Genomic DNA, 20,605 nt, shown 5'->3' with positions numbered 1-20,605 from the left:
CATGAAGATCTCCGACACCAACTGGCAGCAGATCGAAGCCTACCTGAAGACCGACGACCGGGCGATCCTGCCGCTTGGCAGCACCGAGCAGCATGCTCATCTGTCGCTGTCGGTCGACTCGATCCTGGCGGAAAAAATTGCCCTTGATGCGGCCGAGCCGCTGGGTATTCCAGTGTTTCCGGTGCTTGCCTACGGCATCACGCCCTATTTTCTGGCCTATCCCGGTACGATCAGCCTGCGCCAGGAGACCTATATCCGCATCGTGCGCGATATCCTCGATGGCCTCAGGCTGCAGGGTTTCCGGCGCATCCTCATCGTCAACGGCCACGGCGGCAACCAGCCGGCAGGCAGCCTGGCGGTCGAATGGACGGCCGACAATCCCGACACATCGGTCAAGTTCCACAACTGGTGGAACGCACCGAAGGCCTTTGCCAAGGTGCAGGAGATCGACACCGTCGCCTCGCATGCGTCGTGGATGGAGAATTTTCCCTGGACGCGCCTGCCGGGCGTCATCCAACCGACCCAGCAGAAGCCGATGGTCGATCTCGCGCATATGCGGGCAATGAACCCCGAGGGCGTGAAGGCCCTGCTCGGCGATGGCAACTTCGGCGGCTACTACGAGCGGCCGGATGAGGAAATGCAGGCGATCTGGGATGTGGCGGTGACGGAAACACGTCAGCTTCTCGAAGGAGGCTGGGCATGAGCACGCCTATCGTCATCTGGGGCGCCGGTGCCATCGGGGGAACCTTGGGCGCCGCTTTCATCCGCGCCGGCCATGAGGTCATTTTCGTCGACAATGCCGCAGACCATGTGGCCGCTATCAACGACAGGGGCTTGACGATCGAAGGGCCGATCTTGGAGGATACCGTCAAGGCAAAGGCCTACCTGCCGGAGCAACTGGAGGGCGTCTATGACCGCATCTATCTTTGCGTCAAAGCTCACCACACCGAGGCGGCAAGCCATGCGCTTGTCGATCATCTCGCCTCCGACGGTTACGTCGTTTCGGCGCAGAACGGCCTCAACGAACAGGTCATCGCGCCGGTCGTCGGCATCCAGCGGGTGATCGGCTGCTTCGTCAATTTCGGTGCCGATTACCTGTCGCCGGGCGTGGTGCACTACAGCGGGCGCGGCGCGGTCGTGGTCGGGGAACTCGATGGCAAGACGACAGAGCGGATCGAAACAATTCACCGTCTGCTGCACGAATTCGATTCCAAGGCTATCCTTACCGACAATATCTGGGGCTTCCTTTGGGGCAAGCTGGTCTACGGTGCGCTGTTGTTCGGCACGGCGCTGACCGACGACAGCATCGTCGATGTGCTGGCCAATCCACGCTACCGTCCGGTGCTGACCAAGCTGGCGCTGGAAGTCGGCCGCGTCGCCAGCGCCAACAACATCACGCCAGAGGCATTCAATGGCTTCGATCCCGCCGCTTTCTCCCCGACGGCAACCGCTGCCGATACCGAACGGTCGTTCGACGAGATGGTGGCGCATAACCGCACCTCGCTGAAGTCCCACTCCGGAATCTGGCGCGATCTGGCGGTGCGCAAGCGCAAGACCGAGGTAGATGCGCAGGTCCAGCCAGTGGTCGATGTCGGTCGTTCGCTCGGCGTCCCGACCCCGATCGCCACGCGGCTGGTGGAGATGATCCACGAGATCGAGGACGGCAAGCGTCCGCTTTCGCTGCAAAACCTCGACGAACTGGAGACTGTGGCGTGAATATCGATTTCGCCGGAAAAACCGTCGTTGTCACGGGTGCTGCCCATGGGTTTGGCCGGACCATCGCGCTGGCCTTTTCCAGCAGAGGTGCCATCGTCCACGCCTGCGATGTCAATGATGCCGGGCTTGCGGAGACGGCTGCGCTCAGCGACGCCGTCATCACCCATCGGCTCGATGTCGGCGACCGCAGCGCTTGCCAGCGACTGATCGCCGCTATCGCAGCCGACGGCGCGACGGTGGATATCCTCGTCAACAATGCCGGCGGCGTGCGCGGCCAGACCGGACGCCCGATCGAGGAGATTTCCGAACAGGACTGGCAGTCGATCTTCGATGTGAACCTCTCCGGGGCCTTTTTCATGGCACAGGCGGTGGCGCCCGGTATGAAGAAGCAGAGCCACGGGCGCATCGTCAACATCTCCAGTGGTGCCGGTCTCGGCATATCGCTGACCGGCATCCAGGCCTATGCCAGCGCCAAGGCCGGCCAGATCGGCCTGACGCGACAGCTTGCCCACGAGCTCGGGGCATGGGGTATCACCGTCAACAATGTGGCGCCCGGCTTCGTCCGCTCCAATCCGACGACAGAACGGCAATGGGATGCAATGGGCGACGAGGGGCAGGCCAAGCTCCTGCAGAACATCGCCCTCAAACGGCTGGGCGCGCCGGACGACATCGCGGCGACGGTCATGTTTTTCGCCTCGGACTTTGCCAATTGGATCACCGGACAGGTCATCAGCGTGGATGGTGGCAAATGAGCGAGATGGAGAGCTATCTCGGCGCGCATTTTGCCGAGGCGCTGGAAGACCTGAAGGCCTTCTGCCGTATCCCGAGCGTCAGCACCGATCCGGCCTATGCCGACGGTATCGCCGAGGCGGCCCGGTTCGTTGCCGGACGCATGACACAGGCCGGCTTTACCGCAGTCGAACTGCTCGAAACCGGCGGCCATCCGGCAGTCTACGGAGAACTGATCAGCGATCCCTCGCTCCCGACATTTCTGGTCTATGGCCATTACGACGTGCAGCCGCCGGATCCGCTGGAAAAGTGGCAGACACCGCCCTTCGAGCCGACCGAACGAGACGGTCGGCTGTATGCGCGGGGTGTCTCCGACGACAAAGGGCCTCTACTGATCCCGATCCTCGTCGCGGAAGCCTTCATGAAGACGGCGGGGCGCCTGCCGGTCAATCTCAAGGTGCTGATCGAGGGCGAGGAGGAGTCCGGCAGTCCGAATTTCGAAGCCACACTCCAGACTTACCGCGAAAGGCTCGAATGTGATCTGGTCATTTCGGCCGATGGTGCGATGTGGCGGCCCGACCGGCCGTCGACGACGGTCGCCAGCCGGGGTCTGGTGGCTATGGATATCTCCGTCACCGGCGCCTCGAAGGATCTGCATTCCGGCAGGCACGGAGGCAGCGCGCCTAATCCTATCCGGGCGCTGGCTATTCTGCTCGCGTCCCTGCACGGAGATGATGGGCGGGTGGCCGTCGACGGCTTTCTCGACGGTACGGCGCCGCCAGATCCGACGATCATCGCCGCCATCGAAGCGGCAGACTTCGACGCCGGCGAATACTATCGCGACATCGGGGTTCAGGGACAGGCGCCGATCGCCGACGGCAGGGATCTGCTGATCCGCCAATGGCTGGAGCCGACGCTGGAGTTCAACGGAATTTCCGGTGGCTACCAGGGCCAGGGCACGAAAACCGTCATTCCCTCTTCCGCCACAGCCAAGATCACCTGCCGGCTGATTGCCGGGCAGAAGCCGGATCACATCCTATCGGTGGTATCGCGCCATCTGCAGGCACGGCTACCGCCGGGTTTCACCCTCGACATTCACCGGCACGGGCACGGGAGCGAAGCATTTTTCGTTAATCCCGAATTGCCCGCACTGGCGGTGGCCGAGGGCGTGCTCGAGGAACTGCTGGGCCAGAAGCCCTTGCGCGTCGCGATGGGCGCTACGATCCCGATTGGCGCGTCGTTCCGCAAGCATCTGGACCGGGAGGCGATTTTCTTCTCGTTCTCGACATCGGACGAGGATTATCATGCGCCGAACGAGTTCTTCCGGCTTGCCAATTTCCGCATTGGGCTGACCGCCTGGGCGATGCTTCTAACACGGCTTGGAAGCGGCGGGGCTTGATCGCGCCGCCCTTGTCGCGCATCAATAGCCGATGATTTTCAGCAGACTGCCGTAAAGCATAAGGAAAACAGCATGCAATCCCGTGATTTCTTCAAGCCGGGCCGTTCGGTGGCAATTTCGGACCGGGGCATGGCGGCGACATCGCACCCGCAGGCAAGCCTTGCTGCCGTCGATATCCTGCGTGCCGGGGGCAGTGCCGTCGATGCCGCCGTTGCCGCTGTCGCATTGCAATCGGTCATCGATCCGCTGATGACGGGCATCGGTGGCGATTGCTTCGCCCTGTACTGCCCTGCGGGTGGAACACCTGTCGCCCTCAATGGATCCGGCCGGTCGCCGCAGAAGGCAAACCTTGGCCATCTGCTTGAAAAGGGCCTGACAAGCATCCCCGACGACAGCCCGCATGCGGTGACCATTCCGGGCGCAGTCGATGCCTGGTGTCAGTTGCTCGAGCGGTATGGTGCTTTCGGGTTGGATCGTGTGCTGGCGCCGGCCATCGCGGCAGCAGAAGGCGGCTATGTCATCACGCCCCGGGTCGAACTGGACTGGACGCGCTATGCAGGCCGCGTTGCCAAATTTCCAGATTCAGCCGCTTATTTCCTGCGCAATGGCCGGGCGCCGCGAACCGGTGAGCGCATGACCAATCCCGCGCTCGGCGCAACCCTTCGGGCGATCGCCAAGAGCGGTCGAGACGGGTTTTACCGGGATGCCGTGGCGGAGGAAATCGCCACGCTGCTGCAATCGCTCGGTGGACTGCATGAAGAAAATGATTTTGCAAATTACAAGGCTTTTGAGACCAAGCCGATTTCGGGCCGGTACCGTGGGCTCGACCTGCTGGAATGCCCGCCCAATGGCCAGGGATTGGCAGCGCTGCTGATTGCCCGCATCCTCGACGGCTTCGACCTGCGCGATCCGAAGCTGACGGAGGCCGACCGTATCCACCTGCTCGCTGAAGCGACCAAGGCAGGCTATGCCCGTCGCGATCAACTGATCAGCGACCCTGACCACCTGACATTCGATATCGAAGAACTGCTGTCGGATCGTTCTGTAGATGCGATGCGCCGCGAGATCAGTCTCGATCGTGCGTCTGCTGCCTCCACGTGGGAAGGGCCGACCCACAAGGATACCGTCTACGTTTCGGTGGTAGACCGCGATGGCAATGCGGTTTCGCTGATCAACTCCGTCTTCTTTCCGTTCGGCAGCGGCATCTACGCCCCTCGCAGCGGCGTATTGCTGCAAAATCGCGGTGCCGGTTTTGTGCTGACGGAGGGCCACTCGAATGCAATCGGCCCTAACAAATTACCTTTCCATACCATCATCCCGGGCATGCTGATGGAAAGCGGACGGCCGCGCATGAGTTTCGGCGTGATGGGCGGCCAGTATCAGGCCTGCGGGCACGCGCATCTGCTGAGCCAGATTGTTGACCGAGATCTCGATCCGCAGCAGGCCAGCGACCAGCCGCGCAGCTTTTACTTCGGTGGCACCCTGTCGCTAGAGCCGACCATTTCGCCGGAGGTCAAAGCCGATCTCGATCGACGCGGTCATGTCACGGAATGGGCCGACGAGCCGATCGGCGGCGCGCAAGCAATCCTCATCGACTATGAGCGAGGCATATTGCTCGGTGGTTCTGACCATCGCAAGGATGGCATCGCGCTCGGCTGCTGATCTGTAGTTTGCGTTGTAGGTACCATAGAAAAGCCCCGCATTTCGCGGGGCTCCCATTGTAAAGCTTTAAAGGATCAGGCCTGCTGGCCGCCTTCTTCTTCCTCGAATGTCACAGCAACATCGGCGTTTGCCGACAGGCGGACGCGTTCGCCTTCGACTTCTGCCACAAGGCTGAGGTCGATGAAGTGGTGATGACGTTTGTGCGAACCTTCGCCGCTGTCCTTCTTGGTCAGCTTGATACGGCTGCCGACGACATGGTCAACGGTGCCGACGTGGACGCCATCGGCGCCAATAACTTCGGCGTGTTCTTTTATTGTTGAAGCATTTATCATAACGTTCTCCTTGTAATAGAATTGAAACGCATCGATAGGCTTTTGGATGCGACACGATAAAAATAAACTGAGAATCTCGAAGCTCTTTATTCAGATGGAGCTCAGGGAACCAACGAGACGATAGGCACACCCATCCGGTTGCGGCACACCGGCACTTTATTACTTAGGCAAAATTCATGACGTTTAAAGCCAGAGACCTTAGCGCTAACCAGCATTTTCTGACCGCAATCCTTCGCTGTGCCGACGAGCTTATTGCAATCTACCGCGAAAATCCACGCATCGCTTCTATTTTCGCTGCGCAGCAACGCTGGCTTCTTGCCCATGCGGGGTTTGCGCTCCATTACGGATACCCTGACGAGCCCGGATCGGGTCTCTATGCGGCGCGTTATGTCGATCTCGTGCTGAAGCACCAGATCGCGAGCCGCAACACGGCCGTCGCCTTTCTCCAGGAAATGCTGGCCTACCGGTTTCTGGCCGCTGTTCCCGACCGTGCAGACCGGCGGACACGACTGCTGGAACCAACGCCAACCGCTGTCGACTATCTCGGCCGATGGCTGCAGACGCACCTCTTCATCCTCGACAACCTCGATGGTGGCTCGCGGATCGAACAGATGATGGCCAATCCGGACGCTATCGCGGCAATGCAGCCGATGATCGCCAGGCAAATCATCAACAGCGATGCCGTTCGCAATCCCGGACCGAGTTTCGCGCTTTTCAACTGGGTCAACTCCGGTGGCGTGGTGATGGACTACCTGATCTCCCGTATCCAGACGATGGAGGGAGATACCGACAAGATCCTGATCGGTCCCATTTCCATGCGCGATATCCACCAGCAGTTCATGATTTCCAACGCGCACCTCAAACGCCTGCTGAAACAGGCCGCCGGCATGGGAAGCGTCGGCTGGGCCGGGGCGCCCGGCAAAAGCAGCTTCTGGCTGTCGCGCAGCTTCGTGGCCGAATACTGGAACTACCAGGCCGAAAAATTTGCTGTAATAGATGCGGCGGCGCAGGCGGCGCTGGAAGACCAGCAGGCACCATCGCGCGTCATCAGGTCCTAGGTTTTGCAAGGCTCTACAATGAACAGCAGTTCCGACGATGCTGGTCGGCGTCAACTTCTTCCCACCGGCACTCTCAGGACCGGCGTTGTGGCAGCGCCTGCGCCGTCGGCGCTGTTCGTGACACTCGACGAGGCTCACGGAATATATAAGGGTGTTACGGTGGATCTCGTCACCGAACTCGCCCGGCAACTGGACAGCCCGTTGGCGATCACCGGATTTGCAAACTCCGGTGACTGTACGCAAGCCCTCGAAGACGGCAGGATCGACGTTAGCTTCATGCCGGTTGATGATGAGCGAAGCAGGCGCGTCGCTTTCGGGCCGGCCTATTACATCCTGGAAAGCACCTATCTCGTCAGCCATGCCTCAGGCATCTTTGATTTAACCGGAGTTGATAACGACGGGGTTCGGGTTGTCGGCATTGCGAATACCACGACCATTCGCAGTGCGGCGCGCACCCTCTGTCATACGACGCCTGTTGCCGTTTCGACGATTGCGGAGGCCGTCGAATACCTGCGATCGGGCAATGCCGATGCTTTGGCGCTGTCGCGGGATGCCTTCCAGACGCTGCTGCCCCTGCTCCCCGGTGCGCGTATTCTCGATGGCGGCTTCCAGTCAACGGGCATTGCGATTGCTGTCGGCCGCGAGAAACCCATGGCTCTGTCGATTGTCAGCGAGTTCATGGAGGAAGCCAAGCGATCGGGACTTGTCCGCCGCGCACTCGATTCAGCCGGATTTGCCAATGAGCCAGTCGCACCGGCGATTTTCACGCCTTAAACTGCTGCGAGTGCTACTGTTTTGCCCGTCCACGTGGACAAAATTTAATTCCGCTACAAATTCCTTCTGCGCCCGCTGCACGATAAGGTCGTGACCGACGGCTCTTATCTGGAATCGCGAAAGAAGGTGAATAAATGGCTCGGACTTCTCGGGTCTTGATATCGGTCGTAATCGTCGCCGCCCTCGGCATCGGAGCCTACGCCCTTCGCGACCGCTGGCTGGGACCTGCCGAGCGCATGCTTGGTTTAGGTCAGGCTGCAAACACCCAGCAGGCAAGCGGAACACGCGGTGGCGGGCGGCGACGCGGCGCCGTGCAATCGACAGGCCCGACGGCAGTGCTGACAGCGGTGGCAAAGGCGACGGATGTGCCGGTCTATATCGACGGCGTCGGCTCGGTGAAGCCGCTGAACACCGTCACCGTTCGGCCGCAGGTCAGCGGCGAGCTGGTAGAAATCCATTTCGAGGAAGGCCAGGACATCAAGAAGGGCGACGTTATCGCCCGGATCGACGATGCCGTCTACAAGGCCACGCTGGACCAGGCCGTTGGCAAGAAAGCCCAGGGCCAGGCGCTGCTGCAAAGCGCCCAGAATGACTTCGAGCGCTACCAGCGGCTGCTGCAATCAAACTCCGGCACGCAGCAGCAGGTCGATACGGCAAAGTTTCAGGTTGCCCAGTACCAGGCGCAGGTGCAATCCGACCAAGCGGCCATCGAGAGTGCGCAGGCGACGCTCGACTATACGACCATCAAGGCACCGATCGACGGACGCACCGGTATCCGCAATGTCGACATCGGCAACATCGTCAGCTCGACCGACACGACCGGTATCGTGACGCTTTCCCAGATCCGGCCAATCTCCGTCGTCTTTTCCGTGCCACAGCAGCAGTTGGCCAAGGTCAATGCCGCCAACGCAGCAGGCACTCTCAGCGTCCAGGCCCTTGCAGGCGGCGACCAGGCCGTTGTCGATACCGGCACGCTGGCCGTCGTCGACAACCAGGTCGACGTGACAACCGGCACGGTTAAGCTCAAAGCCAATTTCCCCAATGAAAAGCTGGCGCTCTGGCCTGGTGCTTTCGTCAACGCACGCCTGCTGATCGAGACGATGAAAGGCGTGATCGTTGTGCCGACCGCAGCCGTCCAGCGCGGTCCGAACGGGACCTTCGCTTATCTCCTCCATCCCGACCAGACTGTGCTGATGAAACCGATCACGGTCGGACAGCAGGACGATGTCCAGGCCGTGATTACCGACGGTATCGCCGCCGGCGATGTCGTCGTGACGACAGGGTTTGCGAGGCTGCAGACGGGCTCCAAGGTCGAGGTCTCCGATCCTTCGAAGCCGGCCGCAGATAAACCGGCGGCGACAACCGGAGCCGATGGAAAGCCGCACCGGCATCACAATAGCGACGGCGGCGACAAGCCCGTAAACGATGGAGCGGCGCCGGCAAACCCGCCGGCAGCGACGCAATGAGCGTCTCCTCGCTCTTCATCAACCGTCCGATAGCGACATCCCTGCTGGCAGTAGCCGTACTGCTGGGAGGATTGCTCGGCTATGCGCAGCTGCCTGTGGCGCCGCTGCCGCAAGTCGACTTTCCGACAATCCGGGTGACGACGCAGCTTCCCGGCGCCGATCCGGATACGATGGCGTCGCTGGTGACGGCACCGCTCGAGCGTCCGCTCGGCCAGATCCCGTCGCTTGCCTCGATGACCTCGTCGAGCGCCTTCGGCATCAGCCAGATCACCCTGCAGTTTGACCTCGGTCGCAACATCGACGGTGCTGCGCAGGACGTCCAGGCCGCCATCAATGCTGCCGGATCGACATTGCCGAAAACCCTTCCGTATCCGCCGACCTATTCCAAGGTGAACCCGGCGGACACGCCGATCATCACGCTGGCGCTGCGCTCCTCCAGCTATTCGATTCGCGATCTCAGCGATTTTGCCGATACGATGATGGCCCAGAAGCTGAGCCAGGTCAGCGGCGTCGGCAATGTCACTATACAGGGCGGCGTCAAGCCGGCGATCCGCATCCAGGCAAACCTACCTCGTCTCGCCTCCTACGGGCTTGCGCTCGAGGACATCCGTAGCGCCATCGTCGCTGCCAGCGTTGCCGGTGCCAAGGGTGCGCTCGACGGCACGCACCAGTCCTTCACGCTTGCCGCGAACGACCAGATCGTCGATCCCGAGGCCTACAAATCGGTGATCGTCGCCTACCGCAACGACGCGCCCGTCCTGCTGAAGGATGTTGCCGATGTGGTGCAGGGACTTGAGAACACGCGCGTCGGTGCCTGGTACCAGGGCAAGCCGGCGGTCATCATCGATGTCATGCGCCAACCCGGCGCAAACGTCATCAAGACAGTCGGCGATGTCCTCAAACAGCTACCGCAGTTGAAGGAAGCGCTGCCGGCCGGCATTGCCCTCGATATCGTCAATGACCGGACGGAAACCATCCGCGCTTCGATCCACGACGTGCAATGGACGCTGGCGCTCAGCGTCGGGCTGGTCATCCTCGTTGTCTTCGTCTTCCTGCGTACGATCACCGCCACCATCATCGCCGCGGTGGCGCTGCCGCTCTCGCTGATCGCCACTTTCGGCGTCATGTGGTTTGCCGGATTCAGCCTCGATAACCTGTCGCTGATGGCGCTCACGATCGGCACCGGCTTCGTCGTCGACGACGCCATCGTCATGATCGAAAACATTGCCCGCCACATCGAGGAGGGTGATGACCCGATGCATGCGGCACTAAAGGGCGCGGGCGAAATCAGCTTTACGATCATCTCTCTGACGTTCTCGCTGGTCGCCGTTTTCATTCCACTGCTGTTCATGACCGGGATCGTCGGGCGGATGTTTCGAGAGTTCGCGCTGACGCTGACAATTGCCGTCGTCGTGTCGGCAATCATCTCGCTGACGCTGACGCCGATGATGTGCGCCCGTATTCTGCGCAAGCCGGCAGAGGGTCGCCGCGGCATGCTCGCCGGCGCTGACAGAATGATGGACCGCCTGATAGGCGGCTATCGTCGAAGCCTCGTCTGGGCCATCGACCGCAGCCCGTTGATGCTGCTTCTGACCGTAGTGACGCTGGTTGCGACCATTGGCCTCTACATCTTCATTCCAAAGGGTTTCCTGCCGCCGCAGGATACTGGCCTCATTACCGCAGTCATCGAAACGGAGCCGACGACGTCCTTCGAATCCATGAAGCGGACGCAGGCGCTGGTAAGCGAGCGGCTTCGTGGTGACAAGGACGTTACCGGCATCGTATCGGTGGTGGGGGCCAGCGCCAACAACCTGACGCTAAACACTGGTACTCTCAGCCTTGTGCTCCGGCAGCGCAGCGATCGCGCCGCGTCCTCGACAGAGATTATCGACCGGTTGCGCAACGAGGTCGCTGGAATGCCGGGCGTCCATGTGACCTTCCAGAGCGTGCGGGACATCAGTATCAGCACCCGCTCCAGCCGTGCGCCCTATCAGTACACCTTGACCGGCACCGATACCGCTGTCGTCGTCGACTGGGCGCAGAAACTCGCGACGCAGTTGCAGATGGCGCCGACCCTGGTGGATGTCTCCTCCGAAGTTCAGACGGGCGGCGGACGCATCTTCGTCGATGTCGACCGGGAAACCGCGGCGCGCCTCGGTGTCTCGATGCAAGCGGTCAGCGACACGCTGAATGACGCCTTCGGACAGCGCCAGATTGCCACGATCTACGGGCAGTCGAACCAGTATCGCGTCATCGTAGAGGCGGCACCTCAGTTTCAGGCGGACCCGAAATCGCTCGACAAGCTCTATGTGGCCGGCACCGGCGATGTCCAGGTACCACTCAATGCCTTCTCGACCGCGACGTTCACCACTGCGCCGCTGGTCATCAGTCACGACGCTCAGTTTCCATCGGTGACACTCAGCTTCGATCTGGCACCTGGCGCGTCGCTCAGCGATGCCGTTAGCGCGGTAACGGCAGCCGAAAGCGAAATCGGCGTGCCTAACAGCATCCAGAGGGCTTATTCAGGGGATGCAGAGGAATTTTCGTCATCGCTTGCCGGTGAGCCCTGGCTCATCCTGGCGGCGGTCGTGACCATCTACATCGTTCTTGGGCTGCTCTATGAAAGTGCCATCCACCCGATCACCATCCTGTCCACCCTGCCGTCGGCAGGCGTCGGAGCGCTGCTGGCACTGATGCTGTTCGGCCAGGACCTGTCGCTGATCGCATTGATCGGCATCGTGCTTTTGATGGGGATCGTCAAGAAGAACGCCATCATGATGATCGACTTCGCGCTGGAGGCAGAGCGCAGCGGCGGGCTGCCACCGCGCGAGGCGATCCTGCAAGCGTCGATCCTGCGTTTCCGGCCGATCATGATGACGACGCTGGCAGCTCTCTTCGGCGCGTTGCCGCTGGCGCTGGCAACCGGCACTGGTTCGGAATTGCGCACCCCGCTCGGTATCAGTATCGTCGGCGGACTTGTGCTCAGCCAGTTGTTGACGCTCTACACCACGCCAGTGATCTACCTCGCCTTCGAGCGGCTGCGCAGCCGCCTCGTCGGCCGACCGACGGGCACCCCGGCACCAGAGGCTAGCGGAGCGGGAGGCCGGGCATGAACATCTCCGAGCCGTTCATCAAGCGGCCTGTCGGCACGGTGCTCCTGTCTATCGGGCTGATGATCCTCGGCTTCGTCTCTTATTTCTTCCTGCCGGTCGCCAGCCTTCCGGCCGTCGATCTGCCCACCATCATCGTGTCGGCCAGCCGGCCGGGCGCCGATCCTGCCAGCATGGCGGCCAGCGTCGCAGCACCGCTCGAGCGGCATCTCGGCACGATTGCCGGCGTCACCGAACTGACGTCTGTGAGTTCGCTCGGCTCGACCAGCATTGCCATACAGTTCGACCTTTCCCGCAGCATCGATGGCGCCGGGCAGGATGTGCAGGCGGCACTCAACGCTGCCGCCATCGACCTCCCGTCTGACTTGCCGACACTGCCGGCGTTCCGCAAGGTTAACCCCGCCGCAGCGCCCGTGCTCATCCTGGCAATGACCTCGGATAACCTGGCGCCGAGTGCCGTCTACGACGCTGCCGACACAGTTGTGGTGCAGCAGATTTCACAGGTTGATGGCGTCGGTGAAGTGACCGCCAGCGGCGCCGACCAGCCAGCGGTGCGTGTCCGGCTGAACCCCGACCGGCTATCGGCCATCGGGCTTTCACTCGATGCAGTACGCACCGCCATCGTCAATGCCAATACGCTTGGACCCATCGGCTCCATCGATGGCAAGGATGCAGCCTTCGCCATCAGCATGAATGCACAGTTGAAGACGCCGGAGGCTTTCGGCCGCATCATCATCCGAAGCGGCGACGGCACGTCGGTTCGCTTGTCCGATATAGCCACCGTCGAGCCCGGCGTCCGCAACAGCCGCTCCGACGCCTGGTATAACGGCAAGCCTTCGGTGCTGCTGAATATCACAAGGCAAGCGGACGCCAACGTCATCTCGACCGTCGATGCGGTAAAGGCGCTGATCCCCGAACTGCAGAAAGCCATTCCCGCCGGCATCAACATCGCAATTCTTTCCGACCGCACAACCACCATCAACGCCAGCGTCGACGACATGCAGTGGACGCTGCTCGCAACCGTGTGTCTCGTCATGGCGGTGGTCTTCGTATTCCTGCAGCGGACGACGCCGACCCTGGCCGCCGGGGTGACCGTGCCGTTGTCGCTGGCAGGTACCTTTGCGTTGATGTGGGCCTGGGGGCTATCGATCGACAACCTCTCGCTGATGGCATTGGTCGTCTCCGTCGGCTTCGTGGTCGACGACGCCATCGTCATGATCGAAAACATCTACGCAAACCTCGAAAAAGGCATGGGACCGATGGAGGCAGCCAAGGAAGGCGCGCGACAGATCGGCTTCACAGTCATCTCGATCAGCCTGTCGCTGCTGGCGGCCTTCATACCGCTGTTTTTCCTCGGCGGGATAATCGGCCGGTTCTTCCAGGCATTTTCGCTGACGCTCGGTTTTGCGATCGTCGTCTCGACCGTCGTCTCCCTGACCGTAACGCCGATGATCTGTGGCCACTGGCTGCGGACTCACGACAACGAAGCGCCGCCAAATTTCTTTGCCCGCACAGTCGAAAGGGCGCTGGACGCCTTGATCGGCTTTTACGGGCGGACATTGAAGGCTGTTCTGCACCACCGCGCGATGGCACTTGTCGTCATTTTCGGCTGCGTCGCCATCACGGTGTTTCTGTATGTGAAAGTGCCGAAGGGCTTTATTCCGCAGGACGATACCGGCTTCATTCAGGGCGGCACAGAAGCCTCCACGGATATCTCCTATCCCGCCATGGTGCTGTTGCAGCAGAAGGCGGCAGCGATTGCCAGCGCCGATCCGGCCGTTTCCGGCGTGGGATCATCGGTTGGTGGCGGCGGCTTTTCCAGCTCGATCAACAGGGGTCAATTGCTGATTTCTCTGAAACCTGCTGCGGAGCGCGTTTCGACCGACGAGGTCATAGCCCGGCTACGGACGCAGCTGGCCAAGGTGCCGGGGCTCAGCACCTTCCTTTTCTCCCCCAGTGACCTTCGCGTCGGCGCGCGGTCGTCACAATCGCAGTACCAGTTTACCCTTTGGGACTCCAACTACGACGAACTCGTTGCCTGGGCGCCAAAGGTACTGGCGGCGCTGCAGGCAGAACCAGCCCTTGCGGATGTCGCCACCGACCGCCAACCAAACGGGCTTCAGGCGACCGTCAACATCGACCGCAACGAAGCGGCACGGCTTGGCGTCAGCATCCAGTCGATAGACAGCGCTCTCAACAATGCTTTTGCGCAGCGACAGATCTCGACGATCTATACCCAGCGCAACCAGTATCGCGTCGTGCTGGAAGCCGATCCGACCTATGCCCTTGATCCGGAAGCGATCACCAATCTCTACGTACCGGCTGCGGATGGCACCCAGGTACCCCTCAGCAGCGTTGCCAAGGTGCAGCGGACACTGGCGCCACTGGTGGTCAACCATCAGGGACAATTTCCGGCCGTCACCATTTCCTACAACCTTGCGCCCGGGGGCACGCTGCAGGCCGCCAACGACAGCGTGATACGCGCCGTCGCCGATCTGCACCTTCCGGACACGCTGCATGCCGACTTCGCCGGCGATGCTGCAAGCGCAGCGCAGTCGTCCGGTGGCCAGCCGCTCCTGCTTTTGGCCGCGTTGGTCGCCGTCTATATCGTGCTGGGAGTTTTGTACGAGAGCCTGGCGCATCCGCTGACCATCATATCGACGCTGCCATCGGCAGGGCTTGGAGCCTTGCTGGCGCTGGAGATCAGCGGAACGGAGCTGAGCATCATTGCCTTTATCGGCATCGTGCTGTTGATCGGCATCGTCAAGAAAAACGGCATCATGCTGGTGGATTTTGCCCTTGAAGCAGAGCGCACGCGCGGTCTGTCATCGGAAGAAGCGATATTCCAGGCCTGCCTGCAGCGGTTCAGGCCCATCCTGATGACGACGCTGGCTGCTATCATGGGTGCGCTACCGTTGATCATCGCCACCGGACCGGGCTCCGAACTGCGCCGCCCGCTCGGGATTACCATCGTCGGTGGCCTCGTGATCTCGCAGGTCCTGACGCTTTATACCACGCCGATCATCTACATCATGCTCGCCAGGCTACACCACCGCTGGTCGTTCCGGCGCCGCGCCAAGCCTGTTGATGTGAAGGATGGCGAGCCTTTCGAGGCCTAGCCTATCGACCAGATGACCGACCAGCGCGCCAGGATACCATCGGCAAAGCTGCCCTGGCTCCAGATGACCCGGCCTTGCAATGCCTCTCCATGAGGCAACTCCTCGGCACCGACGTTTGCGAGCAGCCGTAGCGAGGTGCCATCGACGAGAGACCAGTTGACCGCTACCAGCTTGCCCTCGACGCTGTGCGCGCCGCCGGCACTGATAATACTCGGAAGGCGGGGAATGATTTCCTGGCGCCTGACCCCCAGGAGGTCGCGATAGAGGGCCAGTCGCGCGGCACCAGCTTCTTTTGCCACGTCCTGCCAGTCAAGCTTTGCCGACAAAAAGGTTTCGCGCCGCGTCGGGTCCGGCACATCGGCAACGTCATCGTTGAAGCCGGGTAGCCGCGAAAGCTCCTCCCTTCGACCCTTGCGGACGATCTCGTTCAGTTCGTCGTTGAAGTCGCAGAAATACGGAAAGGGCTGCCTTGCGTCCCATTCCTCGCCCATGAACAACATCGGGATCTGCGGCGCCAAGAGGTAGATCGCGGCAATGGCTTCGATTGCCTCTGGCGGCGCTGTCTCGTTGAGGCGATCCCCGAAGGCACGATTGCCGATCTGATCGTGATTCTGGATGAAGGATATGAAGGCTGTTGGCGGCAGCGCTCCGCTGGGCTGGCCTCGCGCCGCACCACGGTAGGGCATGTGCTCGCCTTGAAATACGAAGCCTTCGGCAAGCCCACGTCCGATCTTGGCAGGATCGTCGGCATAGTCTGCATAATAGCCAAAATCCTCGCCTGACGCCGCGACGTGCATCACGTGGTGCATGTCGTCATTCCACTGGGCGGTATAGAGCTCCGGCTTGCCATAGTTGTTTCGAAACAGCAGCGCGCTGTTGTTGTCCTCGTTCTCTACAATGAGGTGGATATGCCGACCGGAGATTTCGCTGCGGATACGGCGCGCCATTTCCTTCAGGAGATGTTCGCGGCTGTCGTCGACGATCGCGTGAACGGCATCGAAGCGGAGACCGTCGACGCGAAACTCCTGGAGCCAGTAGAGCGCATTCTGGATGACGAATTCGCGGACGAACTGCGATCCCTCGCCATCGTAATTGATGCCCTGCCCCCACGGCGATTTGTGTTTGTCGGTGAACAGCGGCGCGTAGGACGGGAGGTAGTTTCCGTCCGGGCCGAAGTGATTGTATATCACGTCGAGAAAAACGCAGATGCCCCGCTCGTGGGCGGCGTCGATCAGCGCCTTCAAATCCTCCGGGCGTCCGTAGCTTCCGTGCGGCGCATAGGGAAGCACTCCGTCATAGCCCCAGCCCCGTTCGCCCGGAAAATCATTGACCGGCATCAGCTGCAGCGCCGTTACTCCGAGGGACTGCAGGTGGTCAAGCCGGCCAATGACCGCTCGAAACGTGCCTTCCTGCGTGAATGTACCGACATGCAGTTCGTAGACAACCGCCTCCTCCCATGCCAACCCCGCCCAACCCGTTGATCTCCAGACATATGCCTTGGGATCGACCACCTCACTGGGGCCATGCGGGCCGTCAGGCTGGAACCGGGATGCAGGGTCAGGTACTTCCAGGCCATCCTCGAGAACGAACTTGTAGGCTGTGCCGTCGCCTGCGCCATCTATGTTGACGCTGAACCAGCCGTCAACGCCCGCAGCCATGGGGACTGGCGCCACGTCGCCTACTCGCAGTGACACAGCCTCCTGGCGAGGCGCCCATAGGCGGAAAAGCATGCCGCTGGCGGTGAAGACGGGGCCGAAATGGGCGAGGCTCACGGGCATACTTTCTCTCAAGGCATATAGATTTATCAAGTGGGTGTGGTCGCCTAACTGGCCGAGAGCGAAATTTGTTCCGGGGAACCGGCATCAGGCCGCCCGCTTGCCGGGGCGCCGGCAATACGTCCCCAGGCAGGAGGACAGGCATGAACTAGGATCCGTGCAGGCGCAATTGAAAGAAGCGAACGAAAACAATGCTGCTCAAACGGGAACCGATTAGCCGCTCAAACTGTTTGACGGGCATAACCTTACAAGGAGTACATCATGGTTCGTGGGAATATGGTTCGTGGCCGATTCAAGGTCTTTGTTGCAGTGATTTTTGCCGTGGCCTGCATCGTCGCGGCTGGCTACGTATTTCTGGGACATCCCGGAGATCCCAAGACGGACGTGAAGCCGCTCGATACGTCTTCGATTTCTTTGCCTGAAAAGGTAGTGGTCTAGCGAAAATCGATAGCTCCAGAACGAAAAAGCCTGCCGCGGGAGGAGGTGCGGCAGGCTTTCGAAAAGAACCGATCGACAACTGGGAGGAGGAGTGTTGTCGATCCTACGGAAAACCCTGGGAGGAGGAGTAGGCTTTCCGTACCATCGAAGCTCTGCGGGAGGAGGTGCATCACTTCGATAAAATAACTGTACCGATATTTTTGCTCAAAACCTAGGCAGAAAATCGCAGGGCAGCTATGCGTTATGCGCTTAGCGATTGGCTCTAATCGGGCTGCAACGCGCCACCCGGATATCGTAGCGAATACCCTATCTCCCGCGTTCGATTGCATTGCCAAGCGAGGCAGGATCACTATCGTAGTCATCTCGGATGATGTCGGATACTGGAGAGCAAGAATGGCGGGCAGGCTCAAGGACAAGGTTGCGATCATTTCGGGAGGCGCGACCGGCATGGGCGGTGCATCCTCCCGGCTTTTTGCTGCAGAGGGCGCCAAGGTGGCGATCATAGACCGCAATCGCGATGCGGCAGCCGCAACGGTCGCGGATATCCGGAGACAGGGAGGCATCGCGGATCACTGGACCGCCGACGTCTCGCAGGAGGCAGAGGTCGACGCTGCCGTCGCAGCCGTTGAAAAAGCCTTTGGGCCGACGACAGTCCTCTTCAACCACGCCGGCACCATCGTCATCAAACCGTTTCTGGAAACGACGCTCGATGACTGGGAATGGCTGCACGCCGTCAACGTCCGCTCGATGTTTCTGATGACGAAAGCCGTGCTGCCGCAGATGCTCGCAGCCGGCGGCGGCTCCATCGTCTGCACCTCCTCGATTTCTGCCGTGGCAGCAACGCCCATGGAGGTGCTCTACGACACCACGAAGGGAGCTGTGCACATGTTTGCACGAGCGATCGCCGTGGAGTTTCGCGACCGAAATATCCGCTGCAATGCTGTTTGCCCCGGCTTCATCCGCACGCCGCATGGCTTGAAGGAAGTTGCAGAATTGCAGGCCCTCGGCGTCGATGTCTCGGATGCGGCGATCGCCGCCCAGCAGGGCCGCATCGGCGAGCCAGAGGACGTCGCGCGGGCAGCGCTATACCTTGCGAGCGACGACTCCAACTTCGTCAATGGCGCCCATCTGTTCGTCGACAACGGCTTTACAGCCATGTAGCTTCAGACGAGAACCGGCTGCTCGACCCTCTCCTCAGTCCCGAAGAATTTCAGGTATCTCTCGACTTCGGAAGGTTCGCCGGTCGCCTTTTGCGGATTGTCGGAGAGTTTGACGGCGGGGCGGCCATTGGCCTCGATCACCTTGCAGACGACAGAAATGGGCGCAAGGCCGCGGATCTCTGTCGGGGCGCAGCCGGCGAAGTCGTTTGTGAGGTTGGTGCCCCAACCAAAGCCCATGCGCGCCCGTCCATCGAAATGGCGATAGGTGTCGATGATGGCATCGACATCCATGCCGTCGGAAAAAATCAGCAGCTTCTGTCTGGGATCGCGGCCCATCTTCTCCCACCAGGCAATAATCTTCTCGCCGCCTTCGATGGGAGGGGCGCTATCGGGGCGGAAGCCCGTCCAGTCGGCCACCCATTCCGGGGCATCGCGGAGGAATGCAGCCGTGCCGAAGGCATCGGGAAGGACAATCAGAAGATTTCCGCCGTAGAGCCGGTTCCAGTCGCGCAGCACCTTGTAAGGCGCATTGGCCAATTCCTGGTCGGTTTGCGCGAGTGCTGCCGCTACCATCGGCAATTCGTGGGCGTTTGTGCCAACGGCTTCCAGGTCCGAGTCCATAGCGAGAAGCACGTTGCTGGTGCCGGTAAAGGCCTGCCCCACACCTTCCTTCAATGCCTCGACACACCAACGCTGCCACAGGAAGCTGTGACGCCGCCGCGTCCCGAAGTCGGAAATCCGCAGGTTTGGCAACTCGCGCAGCCGCTCGACCTTGCCCCACATCTTGGCCTTGGCGCGCGCGTAGAGGACATCGAGCGTGAAGGGCCCGAGCGCCTTCATGGCTGCGCGCGAGCGCAGTTCGTTGATGATGGCGAGTGCCGGGATTTCCCACATCGTCGTCTCTTTCCACGAACCGTGGAAATTCAGCACATACTGGCCGTCCTTTTTCGTCAGCTCATACTCAGGGAGCTGAAAGTGCGAGAGCCAGGTCAGAAATTCGGGCTCGAAAATCTGCGCGCGACCGTAGAACGAGTTACCAGCGAGCCAGATCATCTCCTTCTTGGAGAGGCGCAGGGTGCGCGCATGATCGAGCTGCTCACGCAGATCGTTCTCATCGATCTCGTCGGCGAGGCGCACCGTGCGGGTACGGTTGATGAGCGAAAACGTGGCGTCGACATCCGGATAAAGCTTCCAGATCATCTGCAGCATCAGCAACTTGTAAAAGTCGGTATCGATCAAGCTACGGATGATCGGATCGAGTTTCCAGGCGTGATTGTAGACGCGGTTGGCGATATCCGTCTTGGTCATGCTGCTCGTCCCGTATCACTGCATGCTGCTCTGCACGTCCCCGCTGCAGGCCTAAAGCAAAGCAGGTGGGGATCGCGGCTATTCTTATCAAAAAATGATGCGGAAGAGTCCAGTCGCCGGACAAAGATTGATAAGAATTAGTGCCCTGCCGATTTTTCGCGAGCAGAGCTGCCGACATTTTTACCAACCAACTCGTGGCAATTTCCAGCTCGTCGTGCGGCTACGGTGCCGGCTTAGCCGGTGCAGTGGGCTGAGTTTCTGTTGTCGTGGTGGGAGATGCCTGTTGCGCCTTGTGGCTGCCCCAGATTTCGACGGGGATCCATACGATGAAGGAGAGGACGAGAGCTGCGACGAGAACAGTCAGGACCCGGCGCCCGGCGCGGCCCTGCCGCGCCTTAGTGGCGGGAAGCCCGCCTTCGGGCACGCTTGAGCCCCCCGGCTCCTGCCAGCGGTTTTTTGGATCAATGCTTGTCATTCTCTCCTCCTTCAGTTGACGAAGCGCTGTTGCCCTGCGCTGCCGCTAACAACTGAAAACGGACGTTACTGCCGAAGGTTCCGC

The 20,605-nt window shown here is 60.9% G+C and carries 16 protein-coding genes; 12 read left to right on the top strand and 4 right to left on the bottom strand.

Annotation, left to right across the window (positions count from 1 at the left end; genetic code table 11):
- Position 1: 1 nt before the first annotated feature.
- The 5 genes from PR017_RS16505 to ggt all read left to right on the top strand — a co-directional run bounded on the left by PR017_RS16505 (position 2) and on the right by ggt (position 5,506).
- Complete coding sequence (locus tag PR017_RS16505) at positions 2-703, top strand: creatininase family protein (protein ID WP_111215995.1); 702 nt, start codon at positions 2-4, stop codon at positions 701-703.
- On the top strand, positions 700-1,716 hold the full coding sequence (locus PR017_RS16500) for a ketopantoate reductase family protein (protein WP_111215993.1): 1,017 nt from the start codon (positions 700-702) through the stop codon (positions 1,714-1,716). The genes PR017_RS16505 and PR017_RS16500 overlap by 4 nt, the downstream gene beginning before the upstream one ends.
- Positions 1,713-2,468 (top strand): SDR family NAD(P)-dependent oxidoreductase, encoded by a 756-nt coding sequence (locus PR017_RS16495; protein ID WP_111215991.1) that lies wholly within the window; start codon positions 1,713-1,715, stop codon positions 2,466-2,468. Before PR017_RS16500 ends, PR017_RS16495 begins: the two co-directional genes overlap by 4 nt.
- Complete coding sequence (locus PR017_RS16490; protein WP_111215990.1) at positions 2,465-3,844, top strand: dipeptidase; 1,380 nt, start codon at positions 2,465-2,467, stop codon at positions 3,842-3,844. Before PR017_RS16495 ends, PR017_RS16490 begins: the two co-directional genes overlap by 4 nt.
- A gap of 72 nt (positions 3,845-3,916) precedes the next feature.
- A complete protein-coding gene (ggt, locus tag PR017_RS16485) occupies positions 3,917-5,506 on the top strand; it encodes a gamma-glutamyltransferase (RefSeq protein ID WP_111215988.1) in 1,590 nt (529 codons plus the stop codon).
- Between the two features lie 74 nt (positions 5,507-5,580).
- On the opposite strand, the gene PR017_RS16480 is transcribed toward ggt, so the two are convergent.
- Positions 5,581-5,838 (bottom strand): DUF2171 domain-containing protein, encoded by a 258-nt coding sequence (locus tag PR017_RS16480; RefSeq protein ID WP_206423100.1) that lies wholly within the window; start codon positions 5,836-5,838, stop codon positions 5,581-5,583.
- A gap of 176 nt (positions 5,839-6,014) precedes the next feature.
- On the opposite strand from PR017_RS16480, the gene PR017_RS16475 reads away from it, so the two are divergent.
- From PR017_RS16475 to PR017_RS16455, 5 genes are all read left to right on the top strand, one after another.
- Positions 6,015-6,896 carry a hypothetical protein gene (locus tag PR017_RS16475; protein ID WP_111215986.1) on the top strand — a complete coding sequence of 294 codons (882 nt, stop codon included), beginning with the start codon at positions 6,015-6,017 and terminating at the stop codon, positions 6,894-6,896.
- 18 nt (positions 6,897-6,914) lie between these two features.
- A complete protein-coding gene (locus PR017_RS16470; RefSeq protein ID WP_111215985.1) occupies positions 6,915-7,670 on the top strand; it encodes a transporter substrate-binding domain-containing protein in 756 nt (251 codons plus the stop codon).
- Positions 7,671-7,804: 134 nt separating this feature from the next.
- The gene (locus PR017_RS16465; protein WP_111215983.1) at positions 7,805-9,136 is read left to right on the top strand and encodes an efflux RND transporter periplasmic adaptor subunit; all 1,332 of its coding nucleotides are present in this window, start codon (positions 7,805-7,807) and stop codon (positions 9,134-9,136) included.
- On the top strand, positions 9,133-12,249 hold the full coding sequence (locus PR017_RS16460; protein ID WP_111215982.1) for an efflux RND transporter permease subunit: 3,117 nt from the start codon (positions 9,133-9,135) through the stop codon (positions 12,247-12,249). Before PR017_RS16465 ends, PR017_RS16460 begins: the two co-directional genes overlap by 4 nt.
- Positions 12,246-15,365, top strand: a complete 3,120-nt coding sequence (locus PR017_RS16455; RefSeq protein ID WP_111215980.1) for an efflux RND transporter permease subunit — start codon at positions 12,246-12,248, stop codon at positions 15,363-15,365. The genes PR017_RS16460 and PR017_RS16455 overlap by 4 nt, the downstream gene beginning before the upstream one ends.
- On the opposite strand, the gene treZ is transcribed toward PR017_RS16455, so the two are convergent.
- Positions 15,362-17,143 carry a malto-oligosyltrehalose trehalohydrolase gene (treZ, locus tag PR017_RS16450; RefSeq protein WP_111215978.1) on the bottom strand — a complete coding sequence of 594 codons (1,782 nt, stop codon included), beginning with the start codon at positions 17,141-17,143 and terminating at the stop codon, positions 15,362-15,364. The two genes, PR017_RS16455 and treZ, sit on opposite strands and share 4 nt — an antisense overlap.
- Before the next feature lie 258 nt (positions 17,144-17,401).
- Between treZ and PR017_RS16445 the strand changes: the two genes are divergently transcribed.
- Complete coding sequence (locus PR017_RS16445) at positions 17,402-17,578, top strand: hypothetical protein (protein ID WP_154677451.1); 177 nt, start codon at positions 17,402-17,404, stop codon at positions 17,576-17,578.
- Positions 17,579-17,971: 393 nt separating this feature from the next.
- Complete coding sequence (locus tag PR017_RS16440) at positions 17,972-18,739, top strand: SDR family NAD(P)-dependent oxidoreductase (protein WP_111215977.1); 768 nt, start codon at positions 17,972-17,974, stop codon at positions 18,737-18,739.
- Positions 18,740-18,741: 2 nt separating this feature from the next.
- On the opposite strand, the gene pncB is transcribed toward PR017_RS16440, so the two are convergent.
- Together pncB and PR017_RS16430 are read right to left on the bottom strand one after the other, a co-directional pair.
- Positions 18,742-20,046: a nicotinate phosphoribosyltransferase gene (gene pncB, locus PR017_RS16435; RefSeq protein ID WP_111215975.1), complete on the bottom strand. Its 1,305-nt coding sequence runs from the start codon at positions 20,044-20,046 to the stop codon at positions 18,742-18,744.
- A 220-nt stretch (positions 20,047-20,266) separates the two neighbouring features.
- Positions 20,267-20,521, bottom strand: coding sequence for a hypothetical protein (locus tag PR017_RS16430; protein ID WP_133255535.1), 255 nt, complete (start codon positions 20,519-20,521; stop codon positions 20,267-20,269).
- Between the last annotated feature and the right edge of the window lie 84 nt (positions 20,522-20,605).

This window comes from Rhizobium tumorigenes, assembly GCF_003240565.2.
In the GTDB taxonomy this organism is placed as follows: domain Bacteria; phylum Pseudomonadota; class Alphaproteobacteria; order Rhizobiales; family Rhizobiaceae; genus Rhizobium; species Rhizobium tumorigenes.
The sequence above is the reverse complement of the archived record's forward strand: the minus strand, read 5'-3'. Positions and strand labels throughout refer to the sequence as shown.